Raw genomic sequence first — 13,954 nt, forward strand, 5'->3', positions numbered from 1 at the left:
TTGAAACGGCATTTCGAATCATGATTATTATACCAACGAATTAAAATACTGGTAATGGTCCCGGTTCATTTTCGGATGCCTTGCCTGGTTCAGGCCCTGATTACTTCACCCTTCTGCGGTAAGCAGCGAGCGTTGCATCAGGGTCGGACCCCCTCATTCCAGGCTTGCCTGCACCAATCCGCTGTGACGTGTAGATCCCGGAATGACCGGAGAACAGGTAACCGACAATAGAGGCCAAGAAGATATAGATCATCGCATCGGAGCCAAATAATTCAATGCCGAGAATAAAACAGGCGATGGGTGTATTCGTCGCGCCGCTGAACACGGCAACAAGTCCCAGACCCGCCATGAACGGCAGGCTGATATGCAGCAGGCTTCCAAGCGCATTGCCAAGTGCGGCGCCAATAACGAAGAGCGGCGTCACCTCGCCTCCCTGGAATCCGGCACCGAGCGTGAGCGATGTAAACAAGGTCTTCCATAGAAAAGCCAGTGAGTGAACAGGCTCCGTAAAGGACTGTACGAGCAGCGGAATGCCAAGGCCCAAATAATCGCGGGTACCCGCAGCATAAACAAGCGCGATAATGATCAGTCCGCCGATGAAGCTTTTCAGCGCCGCATGAGGGAACAGCCGCGTGAACAACCGTTTACAGGCATGCGTAAGCTCGCTGAACAGCAGGCTGGTCAGCCCAAACAAAACAGAAGCGGCCAATACCTTCACGATAACGAGCCAGCTGATGCCCGGTACGCCGCTCATTGCGTATTGAACATGATGAATCCCCCATGCCTTGGTGACGAGATCGCCGACGAAGCTTGCCGCAAAGCAGGGCAGCAGCGCCTCGTACCGCAGCATCCCGATGACCGCTACCTCCATGCCAAACACCGCACCGGCAAGCGGTGTCCCGAAGACGGAACCGAACCCTCCGCTGATTCCGCACATCAGCAGGATGGCGCGATCCGTCCGGTTAACCTTAAGCCTCTTCCCCAGCCATTCCGCCATGCTTCCGCCCATTTGCACGGCCGTTCCTTCGCGTCCCGCCGAACCGCCCAGCAAATGGGTAATGACGGTGCCGGCAAGAACGAGCGGAGCCATGCGAAGCGGAATCCTCTCCTGACCGTTGTTGACCTGTTCCAGGATCAGATTGTTCCCCTTGGCAGAGCTGCCGCCAAGACGAAGATAAGCATAGCTCACCAGTGCCCCGCCAAACGGCAGCAGAAACAGCAGCCAGGGCTGACTGATTCTCTCTTCTGTGGCATAGTCCAGCGCAGCCAGAAATAATGCGGAGGCCGATCCTGTCAAAATTCCGATTAACGCGCCGTATAAGACCCATTTCATAAAGCTTCCCGTGAGTACAAAATGCTGCAAGGCCTGGATACGCCCTGCATACCGCTTATAAAAAGAGGATTTGCCGCCTGCTGAACCGTCTTGCATCACATGAACCTCCTGTTGCTGCGCCGCCAGAGAGCGGCGTCTGCCGTATCTTTTGAAATATAAGAAAATATAACACCACTCATACTTTGCTTATATTTCTAAGGGAAGATACTTGCTACGCCGCCAGAGGACGGCGTCTGCCGTATCTTCTTGAAATATAAGAAAATATAACACCACTCATACTTTGCTTATATTTCTAAGGGAAGATACTTGCTACGCTGCCAGAGGACGGCGTCAGCCGTATCTTCTTGCATCCGGACAAAAAAACAGACTCCTACCAGTGTTTCCACCGGTAGGAGTCATCAGCCCGTTAAAGGCGGTTTGCGGCGAACTCCATCGCCGTTAATAGCTGACCTTATTCTATAGCATGTCGGCCGGCTCGGCAAGACCAATTTTGAATAGACTCCGGAAACACAAATTTGCCGGAGCTGCTGCGGGGGCGCCGGAACTAAATTACAATCTCTTCCGTACAGCAAGAAACAATAACTTGGCGGCACAGGTATAAAACAAGCAGGTAAACGCCCATCCTAAATAAATGGACGGGAGGTGAATCAATCCATGGCTAAAGATGTTTTATGTGAAGTAAACTCCTGCAAGCATTGGGCAGCGGGCAACCACTGCAATGCGTCTTCCATCTATGTGGTCAACAACCGGAGCAAACAAGCGAGCAACTCAGAGGAAACAGATTGCAGAACGTTCGAATCCAAACTGTAGATCCGAAATGCGGACAGCCTTTGCCAGAAGGCTGTCCGTTTTCTTCTTGAATTTATCGAGTTTATATTCACCCGTTTCTTCTTCATGCAGGATCTTATGAAGACAGTATTGCCAATGGTGATAATAATTATCAGTGAGAATGGAAATTACTTTTATCGGATCGACGCAATATTCTTTTCGGCCGGGGAACCGGGAATCGCCTTATCCATGGCAAAGCCGTAATTCAGCAGCGTTCTGGCATCATACCATACCCCTGTCGATGTGGAATGCAGCACCACCGCAATCAGGTTGGCGGATTGGCGGCTGGCGGATGCTACAAGGCAGTATCCCGCCATTTCAGTGTAGCCGGTTTTGATTCCGTTAGCGCCATCGTAATAATTCTCATCCGTATTCTGAAGCAGCTTGTTGCGGTTCACGAACGTTTGGGTCTCCTGCCCCGCAGTAACGGAACGCTCGGTCTCGCTGACGATCTGCTTGAACAATTTGTTCTTCCTGGCTTCCTTCGCAATGATTGCAAGATCATAAGCCGTCGTATAGTGATCAGGATCATGCAGACCATGAGGATTGACAAAATGGGACTCCCTGGCTCCCAGCTCCTTCGCCTTTTCGTTCATGAGATCCGCGAAACAACTGATTCCCTCTTCTGCGCTGACCGCCCTGCCCAGCTCCTGACTCGAAACATACCGGGCAATCGTCCGGGCTGCGTCATTGCCTGATGGAAGCATCAAGGCAGAGAGAAGGTCGCGCAGCGAGAGCTGCTGTCCTTCGTAGAGTCCGGCCGAGCTCTCATCCGGCGTTCGAAGCTGTGCCTCATCCCCGACCGTAACGATGGCATCCGGGTCACCTTTCTCCAGCGCGATCAGCGCCGTCAGTATCTTGGTCGTACTTGCCGGATAAAGCTTCATATGCGGATTCTTGCTGTACAGGATCTCCCCCGTCTTCTCGTCCATCAACAAGGCGGCTTCCCCCTGCAGCGTTCCAAGGGACGAACCTCCGCTGTTTAGTCTAAGATTGGACAGTCCATGAACAAGATTGGATGTTTTCTGTCTCATCAATTCCCAATTCGTTAATATCGCATAAGCCATCATGATCAGAATTACGAGCTGAACGGATTTTTTTATCATTGCGGCATTAAGCATGGCCTGCGGGCTCCTCTCCATTTTTCGAAGGGAAGAAATATAGGCCGGCTGTCCGGCAAGGGCGCAGCCGTTTCTTCTTGTAGCCTTAGTATGAAGGCAAGCCATTAATGCCCGGATAAGAAAACATAACGAAAACCTTACGGTTCTCTAAATAAAAATAACAGCTGCATGCCGGGTCATGAGTGCCGGTATGCCGCTGTTAGATGATTAAGCTTATAGCTCCTTGAGCCTTACCGAGAAAACAGTCCGCTCTATATCGCTGCTTACATGAATGCTGCCCTCATGCATCTCCACAATTTGCTTGGCAATGGCAAGCCCCAGGCCCGATCCGCCCGTATGCGTGGAGCGGGATTTCTCCACCCGGTAGAATCGGTCGAAAATATGCGGCAGATCCGATTGCGGAATCTCTTCTCCGTAATTCACGACGTCGATCAGGATATGCCCATTGTTCCGGCTTCCGAAAATATCCAGCACCCTGCCGTCTTTGCCGTACAGGATGGCGTTTGTGATCAGATTCTCGAAGACTCTGCGCAGCCTGTTGCCGTCCGCAAATACATACAGGGCCGGTTCTTCAAAATGCAAACGCGCCGTAATTTGAGCCTGCTCCAGCTGAAGCTGGAACTGCTCGGCCAGCTGATGCAGCATTTCGATCAGATTGATTTTCGCGGCCTGCAGCTTGAACTCATGATTGCGCAGCCGGGTGAATTCGAACAGGTCATGAATAATCTGGCTCATCCGCTCCGATTCCTCATAGGCAAGCGAAATGTAATAACGCAGCTCCACCTCGTCGCGGTACAGATCCTGCTCAATCAACCCCAAATAACCCGTGATCGAGGTAAGGGGAGTACGCAAATCATGCGAAACATTCGTGATCAGCTCATTCTTGGTCTGCTGGGAGCGGCGTTCTTCTTCCAGCGACAGCTGCAGCTGCTCGACGAACCGGTTAATATTGAAGGCAAGCTGGCTCAGATCGCCGCCTTCCTTGACCGGGACTTTATGCGTGAAATCACCGCTTGCGATATGCTGGACATTGGCCATAATCTGTTCCAGGTACTGGGCGCGATAGATCCGTTTATCCCGCTTGAAGAAATAAAAGAGGGAAATAAGAAACAGCGGAAAGAATAAAACAATGAGAATATTCGGAAACCCGATATAATCCCTGATCAAAATATAGAAATCCATTAAATTGGCTTTAAAAAAAACAGTGTCGCGGAGATACGCCGCAGAGAACAGCATAATAAGCAGGACAGCTATAGTTGTCGCAGCGCTCCAGAAGAAGGGAATGACCCATCTAAGCTTCAATTTTGTAGCCGACCCCCCACACGGTGTGAATCAGCTTCTCGCCTTCCATTTCCTTCTCGAGCTTATCTCTCAGCCGGCTCATGTGGACGGTAACGGAATTGTTCGTCTCATAGTATTTTTCTTTCCAGATCATCTCGAAAATATCCTCCGAGCTGAACACCCGCCCCGGCTGGCCGGCCAACAGATGCAGAATGCTGAATTCGATGGGCGTCAGCTTGATGACCCGCCCCTCAAACATGACTTTATGGGTCAGCTTGTCTATTTCCAGGGATTGAACATGAATAATATGATCGGCCTGCTGCTGCTTGGGCTGTGTCTGATAATACGTCCGTCTGAGGAGCGACTTCACGCGCGCCACAAGCTCCAGCGGATTAAACGGCTTGACCATATAATCATCGGCGCCTGTCATCAATCCCGTGATCTTATCCATATCCCCGTCTTTGGCGCTGATCATCAATATCGGCGTCGTTTTGTTCTCGCGGATGCGAAGACAGACGCTGAGCCCGTCGAGGCCAGGCATCATAATATCCAGGATAACCAAATCCACGGGCTCCTCATCCATCAGCTCCAAAGCGCGCAGGCCGTCGCTTGCCTTGATAATGGAGAATCCTTCGTTCATCAGATAGATTTCGATTAATTGGGCGATCTTGGGATCGTCGTCGACGATTAATATTTGTTTGCTCAAAGCGCTCATCCTTTTATGTCAACTTTCTGAACTTCCTTTAAGACGAATGGTCTATACAGAAAGTTTAACATATTCGTCGTGATCATTCAGCCGCAGCTGCTGCGTGGCAAACTCGCGGTACATCACATGCGACTTGAGCAGTTCCTCATGCGTTCCGCTGCCGGTGAGCCGGCCTTTCTCGATAAAGAGTATCTGCTCTGCTTCCACGACGGTTGCCAGCCTGTGGGCGATCACAAGCGTTGTCCGGCCTGCCATCAGATTTTTGAGCGCTTCCTGCACGACGACCTCCGATTTGCTGTCCAGACTGGATGTGGCTTCGTCCAGCATCAGAATCTTCGGATCGCGCAGCAGCGCCCTGGCAATGGCAATACGCTGGCGCTGACCGCCGGAGAGCTTGATTCCCCGCTCTCCCACCTCGGTGTCGTAGCCCTTGGGCAGCTCTCGGATGAAGGTATCGGCATAAGCCATCTTCGCAGCCTGCACCAGCTGCTCCTGGGTCACCTCATGATGGATGCCGTAGCAAATATTTTCACGAATTGTGCCGGCAATCAAGGGACTTTCCTGGGAAACGTAACCGAACTGGCTGCGCCAAGACTGAAGCGAGAACGTCTGAATTTCATCCAAGCCCAACCGGATGGAGCCGGAGGTCGGTTCGTAATACCGTTCCAGCAGCGAGAACAAGGTGGTCTTGCCTCCCCCGCTCGGGCCAACTATCGCCGTCACCGAGCCCGGATTCACCTTGAAGCTGAGGTCGTGAATGACAGGCTCCTCCTGTCCGTAAGCGAAGGATACATGGTCAATGGAAATGACCTGATTCGAGCGCTTGACCTCGATGCCGCTCACATGATCCTCTTCTTCCGTATCGAGAATCTCAATGATGCGTTCCGTGGCTCCGATCGTTTTCTGAAACTGGGTAAAGAAGGTCGTGATCTGGCTCATCGGCATCACGATCTGGATCAGGTACAAAATAAAAGCAACCAGTTCCCCTGCCGACAGCGCGCCCGATGATACGCGTATCCCGCCATATCCGATAATGACGACCAGCAGCATCATCATCACGAAGAACATCAGCGGTGCAATCAAGGCCTGCACCTTCGCTTCGCGCAGGCCAAAGCGGAACAAATTCGTAATGCCCTGCTTGCCGTTCCCATACTCCTTGGCCTCGGCGTTCGAGGATTTGACGAGACGGATTTCCGACAATACCTGGGTCAAAATCGTAGTGAAGGAGGCCGTCTCCTCCTGCAGTCCCTTGGATATTTTGAACATTTGACGTCCCAGCGGCACAAGGAACAAGGCGGCGACCGGAATAACGCCCAGCATGACAGCGGTCATTTTCCAATCCATATAGAACAACACCACAATGGAGCCGATCACGGAGATGATCCCCGTGAAGAAGCCCGTCATATGCTCGGCGATTAAGGATTTGACGACGCCGGTATCATTGGTCATCCGGCTGATCGTCTCCCCTGTGCGGTGGCTGTCGTAGTAGCTTACCTTCAGGATCAGCAGCTTCTTCCACAGCCTGTCGCGCAGCTCGGCCACAACCTTCTGCCCGATCCGGTTGAGCATATAAATGGAGAGGCCGCTGGCAATCGTCTGGACGACGAATATCCCGCCAATGAGACCGATTTGACCGAAGCTCAAATTGCTGATTGAGAAGCCGTCAACGAGATTTTTCGTGAATAAAGGGATAATCAGCCCGACAAGCGTCGCAGACACGCTCATGATGACAGCGATTGTCAGGATCGGGATTGAAGGTTTGGTCTGCCGAATCATCTTGAGAAATAATCTCCAATTTCCCTTGGAAGCCGGAGGCCCGCTTGCCTGGGTGGTGCTTGCTGTTGTTTCCATCGTAAATGACTTCCTTTCTGCCTATAGGGCGGCACGCGAATGTTGAGGTTATGTGATTAAGCTTACATTCGTTTTTTGAACGGAATATGAACACCCTTGACAGTATTTCCGCTTCAGTGCCATGATCGGATGTAGAACCAATACGTTTGGAGGGATCGCAAGTGGCAGACAAGATCACTATGAACCGCGTGACACCGATACTGCGTATTTTCGACGAGGCCAAAGCCAGGGAATTTTATGTGGATTACCTTGGCTTCAAGGTGGAATGGGAACATCGTTTTGAAGAAAATTTTCCGCTTTACATGGAAGTATCATTCGGTGAATGTGTTCTGCACTTGTCCGAGCATCACGGAGACAGCAGCCCGGGCTCGGCGGTACGCATCGCCACGACTCAGCTGAAGGCCTACCACAGCCGGCTGCTTGAGCAGAATTACAAGTACGCCAAGCCGGGAATCGAAGAAACGCCATGGAACACAGCCGAGGTGCGGATCGCCGACCCTTTTGGCAACCGGATTATATTCTATGCTCCCTTGCAAGCGGAATAATCCAATCATGGAGAAGCTGCTTTGCGCAGATGGAGCGGCTTCTTCCCTCCGGTTCCTTGCGAATGGCGGTCACGAGTGCAAGCTCCGGTATAACGAACAGATACTGGCCGCCATATCCCTTGGCAAAATAATAATCGACGCTCCCATTGAGCTCTTTGGGAGAAACCCACCAATGATAGCCATATTCCCCGAAGATTGGCGGCTCATAATGCTGCAAGCCCTGGTGATGCCTTGATGTCGAGCTCTCCACCCAGGAAACCGGGACGAGCTGCTCGTCGTTCCACACCCCGCCCTGCAGATAGAGCTGTCCGAACTTCGCCATATCCTGCGCGCTTATATGGAGGCCCGTCCCTCCCTCATGAATACCGGAGGAGCTGTTCCACCGGGGCCTTATGAAGCCAAGCTTGTCGAACAGATGACGCTTTGCGTAGTCATAAACCGGTTCTCCCGTTGCTTTCCTCAGGATGGCGGACAGCAGATGCGAGCCTCCCGAATTATAGGTAAAAGCTTCGCCAGGCGTATGAGCCATAGGCTGGTCCAATATGAAGGAAACCCAATCCGGGGTGCGTCTCATCTTCCAGTACGGCTTATCAAAATCAGGCCAGTGAAATCCTGGCGTCATGGTGAGCAGATGCTCTATCAGAATTCCGCGCTTGCGGGGATCTTCCGCTGATGCCACTTCTGCAAAATAATCCGCAATGGGCTGCTTCACCCCTTGTATGCAGCCTTCACCGATCGCAATGCCGATAAGAGCGGATAAAATGCTTTTGGTCAGGGAGTAGACGGCCCCGACGCGATCCTCGCCTTTGTCATGCCAGCTCCACGCCGTCCTGCCGTCCAGCAGAACGACTGCATCCTTGATTTTGCCGGACTCCAGATGGGCTGCGGCCCCGGCTTCAAGCCTCCGGAAGGCTTCGGTCGTATGTTGATCCGCTTCCTTCAAGGCAGCGTCACTCGTTATTTGCAAGACAGCTCACTTCCCTGCTTAAGTTTATAATTCCGCTTGTACGATCCATCTGCAGATACGTTATATTATAGGCTGTTTCACCATCCATAACCAAATGAACCAAGGCGTGCCTCACAGCAGCCTTCAAAATGTTACCCTTTTGGAAGGACTTCCGATTTTTATGTGGAACATATAGGGCGTAGCAGGAAAATTTCGATTTTATGGGGGAATGGATTTACATGGCACTTATTCAATGCGATTTTTACTCGGAGGCGCTCGGGCTCAGCACTTCAATGAATGTGATTTTGCCTCAGACGACGTATTCCCAGATTGGCATGGAAACGCAGTCACACGGAAACAAGCACCGGACGCTGCTGCTGCTGCACGGCTTGTCCGACGATCACACCATATGGCTCCGCCGCACCTCCATCGAACGTTATGTTGCGCCGCTTGGCCTTGCCGTCGTTATGCCCGCCGCAGGACGCAGCTTCTATACCAATATGGTCAGCGGTCTGGATTACTGGACCTTTATCAGCGAAGAGCTGCCTGCGCTGGCACGCTCCTTCTTCCCGCTTTCGGACAGGCGGGAGGATAATTTCGTCGCAGGCCTGTCCATGGGCGGCTATGGCGCCTTCAAGCTGGCGCTCAGTCATCCCGATCGTTATGCAGCCGCGGCAAGCTTGTCCGGCGCGCTTGATGTGACCGGCTTTTACAAGGACCGGAACAAAGACCTTGATCTGATTTATGGCAGCGTCGAGCAGCTGCGTGACAGCCCTAATGATTTGTTCAGACTGGCGTCGGATGCCGCGGACCATCAGAACCCTCCCCAGCTCTTCCAATGCTGCGGCACCGAGGACTTTCTCTATCAGGATAATTTGCGTTTCCGCAAGCATGCCGGGGATCTGAAGCTGCCGCTCACCTATGAGGAGGAGCCGGGCAGTCACGATTGGGGCTATTGGGACCGCAAAATCCAGCGGGTGCTGGAGTGGCTCCCCCTTCATGAGCACAGCAACGCTTAAGCTTGCTTCAACATAGCACGGCAGCCAGACCTTCAATCCGGGATTGAAGGTCTTTTTCTACATGAGCATGATAGGCGTGACGGCAATTCCGGACGGGAAGCTGCCCGTAGGCAGAACGGCGACCGGCATATGATTCTGCGTATCGATAACGGCGACATATCCGAAGGTCAGGACGGTTGCGTAAACTTTGGACCCGTCGCTGGTCACGGCCAAATCGCTCAGCTGGCTTCCTTCGGGCAGATCGATCATGGTGAGCATTTCATTGCGTGACAGATTAATCGCCATAATTTCGTCGCTCCCCCGGTTCGCCACATAGGCGAGCGACCCGTCGGGCGTGATGACGATGCTCTGGGGATCACTGCCGGGAATTAATGCGATCGTCTTCACAATCGTTCCGGTCTGGCTGCGAATGACATAAATGCGCTCATAATAAATATCCGTTACATAGATGAATGTGCCGCAGGGGGTAATCGCAAGAGCCGAGGGCTGGCTTCCTTCCGGTAGCTGGAGCATGGAAATCGTGCGTTTTGAAGTATCCAGGACAACGACGGCTCCTGCGCTGATGAGACAGCAGTAAGCGTGTTTCCCGTCCGGCGACACCGCAATATAGGATGGGTCGCAGCCCTCCGGCAGCGGGATCAGCTTGAGTATCGCAAGCGAATTTGTATCGATGATGGCAATGTAATCCGCCACGAGAGTTGAGACATACGCGATTTTCCCGTCTGGAGCAATGGCTGCTCCCAGCGGCACCGCATTGGCGGGGAAATGAATCTCGGCGCGTATGGACTGGGTGAAGGAATCGATCACTTTCACTGTCTTGTCTCCCGGACAGGTCACGTAGACGTTCGAGCCATCAGGGGTGATGGCCACCTGTCTTGGACTGCTGCCGGCGTTCAGCGGCAAGGTCATAATCCTCGTGTCGGTAGAGGTATCGATTACGGTGAGACTGTGCTGGGTATGATTGGCCACATAGGCCAAGCCTTTCTCGTCCCGGTTCGCGGTCCGCACTGCTGGCATTGGATGGATATGAAGCATATTTCCGTCCGCATCCAGCTCAGCCGCCGTGGCTGCAACATCGCGTCCGCCAGGACCCCCGGCGACGATACGAATGCCGAAGCTCTGAAGATCCTGCACCGTATGGCTGATGGCAAATGCGGATTCCTCCTGCTGCGCCGGCGCAAGTGCAACAAGCCGAATCGTGCGCACCTGCTCGCTCCCGAATTCCCCCTCATCCCGGACAGATCCGGAATGGAATCTGTAGCTTTGAATGCCAACCACAGCATGATGCCTTCCCCTGTTAACAGCTCTGATGGCGATCGTTATCGAATTGGGATGATTGCGGTTCAACAGCATTCCTGTATCCAATATCGGCATTCAATCCGCCCTCTCCATGCTTTCATTCTCTATGCTATGAAAGGATAGAAGAATGCGCGAGGGGTATCTCACTATATCACGAAGATAGATTTATTCCGCAAATCAAATTGTGCTTTCCCGGCATGTAGTCCGCTACATTAATCCTTCGCGCATGCAGAAACATCTTCCAACTGCCCCGGAAAATCACCGGGGACGTTCATGCATGACAGTCTGCTTATGCGGCAGTCCGACCAGGTGATTAGCCTTGATCAGAGGCACTGGAGCTGCAGCGGGAGCCTGTGCCCATTTGGTTTTCACCGTATCGTTCAGCATGCGGATAAAGCTGCGCCCTGCGTTGCCGATGAATTTGTCCTTGCGGTAAATCAGGCAAATTTCCTCCTGCGGCCTGGGACCGGAGAGCGGTATCAGCTTAATGTCGCTCAAGCCGAGGATTTCCATGGGCACGCGGGATACAATCGAAGCCCCCACACCGCTGCGGATCAGCTTGATCAGGGAAGAGGAATTGGACGTCTCGATATGCGGCATCAGCTGGAATCCCAGCTTACGGCAGTGCTCGTTCACAAGCTGCCGGCACTGGTGATCGCTCGTGAGCATGACCGTCTTCATATTCTTGATGTCCTCAAAGCCAAGGATATCATGAACGGCATAAGGATGATCAGCCGCAACTGCGAGAATCATTTCATCTTCATACAGCGGCACGGCCATCAAACGCTCGTCAGGAGCCGGGCGCATGGCTATACCCAGATCGGCTTCCGACTGCAGCACCTGATCGACCACCCGCGTGGAACCAAGAATCGCAAGCGATACCTCAGGATAGGCGCTGTGATAATCGGCTACCATCTGACCGAGCAGCAGATCAACCGCCCCCGGAATGACACCGACCCTCAGCCTGCCTCGTTCCTGGGTGCGCATTTCAGAAAAATAATCCTTCACATACTCGATACGCTGAAAAATTTCCTCGCACTGCTCGTACAGCACCTGCCCTGCTTCCGTGATCGCAATCCGCTTGCCAAGCCGGTCAAATAATGGTAGCTCCATCTCTTCTTCCAGCACCTTGATCTGCTGGCTTAACGTAGGCTGGGAGATGCCAATAGACTCCGCTGCTTTGGAGAAATGCAGCTCCTTGCAAAGCGCCCGGAAATATTCCAGCTGTCTCAGTTCCACTTGATCTCTCCTCATTCCCTGATTATAGTCTGTTGCTATTATAATAATAGATATTATCGTATTGATCAATAATAATTCGATCCCTATACTTGTGAATATTCAATTAACACATGGGATCGGGGGAACTTGCCAATGAAAACAGCATCAGAAACAAAGTCAGGCAGCGGGTTTATGCTTCTTATCATCTGTTTGGGCGTATTTATGGTTTATCTGGACAGCACCATCGTCAATACGGCCCTGCCGTCGATTCAGCAATCGTTCGGACTTGGCGTGTCCGGACTGCAGTGGCTCCTGGACATTTATGTACTGGCCTTTGCCTGTATGTTAATGACAGCGGGGACGCTCGGGGATTTGTTCGGCCGAAAAAAACTGTTTATCGCAAGCCTTGCCGGCTTTACTCTCTCTTCAGTAGTATGCGCACTTGCTCCTAATGTCGGGACACTGTTTGCCGGGCGCGTGCTGCAGGGTCTATTCGGTTCAGCAGTCATACCCATGTCCCTCGCGCTTATTACGGTTCTCTATCCGCTGCCGGCTGCCAGAGCCAGAGCCGTCGGATTATGGGCCGGCATCGGCGGGCTCGCGCTGGCGGGAGGACCCATTATTGGCGGGCTGCTGATTGACAGCATCGGCTGGGAAAGTATTTTCTGGATTAACGTTCCGATTGGTATCCTGGCTGTGATCATTCTTGCAATGAAGCTGAAGGTTCAGGAAGTGACAGTCAACAAACGGATTGATTTCATCGGTCAGGTTTTGTTCATCCTCGGAATTGCCGCGCTCACCTTCGCGCTGATTCAGGGCAGCTCCGAAGGCTGGGGCTCCCTCCTCATTATCGGCAGCTTTGCCGTCTCTGTTCTATGTCTTGTCCTGTTCTATCTGTGGGAGCACTCCTGCAGCTATCCCATGCTTCCGCCTGATTTCTTCAGGAACCGGATCTTCATCATGGCATGCCTCGTCAATTTATTGAGCTTCTTTGGAATGTTCGGGGTGATGTTTCTGATGACCCTCTTCTTTCAAACCATCAACCAGCTGACGCCCACCGAAACCGGAATCCGTTTTCTGGCTTTGACAGGCGCCATTATGATTGGCTCTTATGTCACGCCGCGGATCTATTCCCGGATCGGAACCAGGACCACCATTATAATCGGCGCTTTCATGACGGCCGGCGGATTGCTGGGCTTGTTGAATGTGGGACCGGGCAGCGGATTTGCCGCTTACGGATGGCCGATGATGCTTATTGGTCTGGGAGTATCCTTAGCCGGCGCTCCGGCAACGATGGTGCTGCTGTCCTCGGTACCGCTGGAGCGTGCAGGCGCCGCTTCCGGCGCATCGCAAACCTTTCGTCAGGTCGGATCGATATTCGGAATTGCCCTGTCCGGCTCTATACTGCTGTATCGGATGAAAACCGAGGTTCCCGGGGCTTTTGCCGATGCTCCTCTTACCGACGACGCCAAAACAGCGGTTATTTCCACTCTCAGCGGAGGAGATTTTTCCACCATGGCCAAAAGCGGATCCGATGCCAGCCTTACTGGGATGGTACTCGAGCGCATCAGCCCCATATTCGCTCACGGCCTTCACCAGGCTATGCTTGTGGCCGCCGCAGGTGGTATTCTTGCTGCGATATGCACTTTCGCGCTTTATCGTCAAAGCCGCGCCGATGAAGCAAAGGCCGGCGCAGGGAAACCGAATCCTGCCGGGGCCGTTAACGCGGAATCATAAATGGAATTTCATGGATAGTATACTTCTAAACCTGATTGGTAATATGCTACGATAAAGGCAATAAAACGGA

Annotated in this window: 12 protein-coding genes and 1 riboswitch; of the genes, 4 read left to right on the forward strand and 8 right to left on the reverse strand. The window is 52.6% G+C overall.

Translation table 11 applies throughout. The features are described from left to right. Positions 1-100: 100 nt before the first annotated feature. Positions 101-1,429, reverse strand: a complete 1,329-nt coding sequence (locus ACFOLF_RS01215) for a voltage-gated chloride channel family protein (RefSeq protein ID WP_210040710.1) — start codon at positions 1,427-1,429, stop codon at positions 101-103. Between the two features lie 286 nt (positions 1,430-1,715). Next, positions 1,716-1,779: riboswitch (Fluoride riboswitch) on the reverse strand. A gap of 208 nt (positions 1,780-1,987) precedes the next feature. Here ACFOLF_RS01215 and ACFOLF_RS01220 point away from each other — a divergent pair. After that, the gene (locus ACFOLF_RS01220) at positions 1,988-2,143 is read left to right on the forward strand and encodes a DUF1540 domain-containing protein (RefSeq protein WP_210040708.1); all 156 of its coding nucleotides are present in this window, start codon (positions 1,988-1,990) and stop codon (positions 2,141-2,143) included. Between the two features lie 152 nt (positions 2,144-2,295). Here the strand turns inward: ACFOLF_RS01220 and ACFOLF_RS01225 are convergent, their stop codons facing one another. The 4 genes from ACFOLF_RS01225 to ACFOLF_RS01240 all read right to left on the reverse strand — a co-directional run bounded on the left by ACFOLF_RS01225 (position 2,296) and on the right by ACFOLF_RS01240 (position 7,120). Then, a complete protein-coding gene (locus tag ACFOLF_RS01225) occupies positions 2,296-3,282 on the reverse strand; it encodes a D-alanyl-D-alanine carboxypeptidase family protein (RefSeq protein WP_379113843.1) in 987 nt (328 codons plus the stop codon). 213 nt (positions 3,283-3,495) lie between these two features. Beyond that, positions 3,496-4,584 (reverse strand): sensor histidine kinase, encoded by a 1,089-nt coding sequence (locus tag ACFOLF_RS01230; protein WP_379113845.1) that lies wholly within the window; start codon positions 4,582-4,584, stop codon positions 3,496-3,498. Next, entirely contained in the window at positions 4,574-5,269 is a 696-nt protein-coding gene (locus tag ACFOLF_RS01235; protein ID WP_210040706.1) for a response regulator transcription factor, read from the reverse strand. Before ACFOLF_RS01235 ends, ACFOLF_RS01230 begins: the two co-directional genes overlap by 11 nt. Before the next feature lie 51 nt (positions 5,270-5,320). Further along, a complete protein-coding gene (locus ACFOLF_RS01240; protein ID WP_379113849.1) occupies positions 5,321-7,120 on the reverse strand; it encodes an ABC transporter ATP-binding protein in 1,800 nt (599 codons plus the stop codon). A 179-nt stretch (positions 7,121-7,299) separates the two neighbouring features. Between ACFOLF_RS01240 and ACFOLF_RS01245 the strand changes: the two genes are divergently transcribed. Beyond that, on the forward strand, positions 7,300-7,665 hold the full coding sequence (locus tag ACFOLF_RS01245; protein ID WP_210041017.1) for a glyoxalase superfamily protein: 366 nt from the start codon (positions 7,300-7,302) through the stop codon (positions 7,663-7,665). Here the strand turns inward: ACFOLF_RS01245 and ACFOLF_RS01250 are convergent. Next, positions 7,634-8,632 (reverse strand): serine hydrolase domain-containing protein, encoded by a 999-nt coding sequence (locus tag ACFOLF_RS01250; RefSeq protein WP_210040704.1) that lies wholly within the window; start codon positions 8,630-8,632, stop codon positions 7,634-7,636. The two genes, ACFOLF_RS01245 and ACFOLF_RS01250, sit on opposite strands and share 32 nt — an antisense overlap. Before the next feature lie 218 nt (positions 8,633-8,850). On the opposite strand from ACFOLF_RS01250, the gene ACFOLF_RS01255 reads away from it, so the two are divergent. Beyond that, on the forward strand, positions 8,851-9,630 hold the full coding sequence (locus ACFOLF_RS01255) for an alpha/beta hydrolase (RefSeq protein WP_210040702.1): 780 nt from the start codon (positions 8,851-8,853) through the stop codon (positions 9,628-9,630). Between the two features lie 57 nt (positions 9,631-9,687). Here ACFOLF_RS01255 and ACFOLF_RS01260 read toward each other — a convergent pair whose 3' ends face one another. Together ACFOLF_RS01260 and ACFOLF_RS01265 are read right to left on the reverse strand one after the other, a co-directional pair. Next, positions 9,688-11,004, reverse strand: a complete 1,317-nt coding sequence (locus ACFOLF_RS01260) for a beta-propeller fold lactonase family protein (RefSeq protein WP_210040700.1) — start codon at positions 11,002-11,004, stop codon at positions 9,688-9,690. A gap of 183 nt (positions 11,005-11,187) precedes the next feature. Continuing rightward, complete coding sequence (locus tag ACFOLF_RS01265; RefSeq protein WP_210040698.1) at positions 11,188-12,168, reverse strand: LysR family transcriptional regulator; 981 nt, start codon at positions 12,166-12,168, stop codon at positions 11,188-11,190. A 132-nt stretch (positions 12,169-12,300) separates the two neighbouring features. Here ACFOLF_RS01265 and ACFOLF_RS01270 point away from each other — a divergent pair, with 132 nt between their 5' ends. Beyond that, entirely contained in the window at positions 12,301-13,884 is a 1,584-nt protein-coding gene (locus ACFOLF_RS01270; RefSeq protein WP_210040696.1) for a DHA2 family efflux MFS transporter permease subunit, read from the forward strand. The last annotated feature ends 70 nt before the right edge of the window (positions 13,885-13,954 follow it).

The sequence above is a fragment of the Paenibacillus sepulcri genome (genome assembly GCF_042647105.1).
Taxonomy (GTDB): domain Bacteria; phylum Bacillota; class Bacilli; order Paenibacillales; family Paenibacillaceae; genus Paenibacillus_Z; species Paenibacillus_Z sepulcri.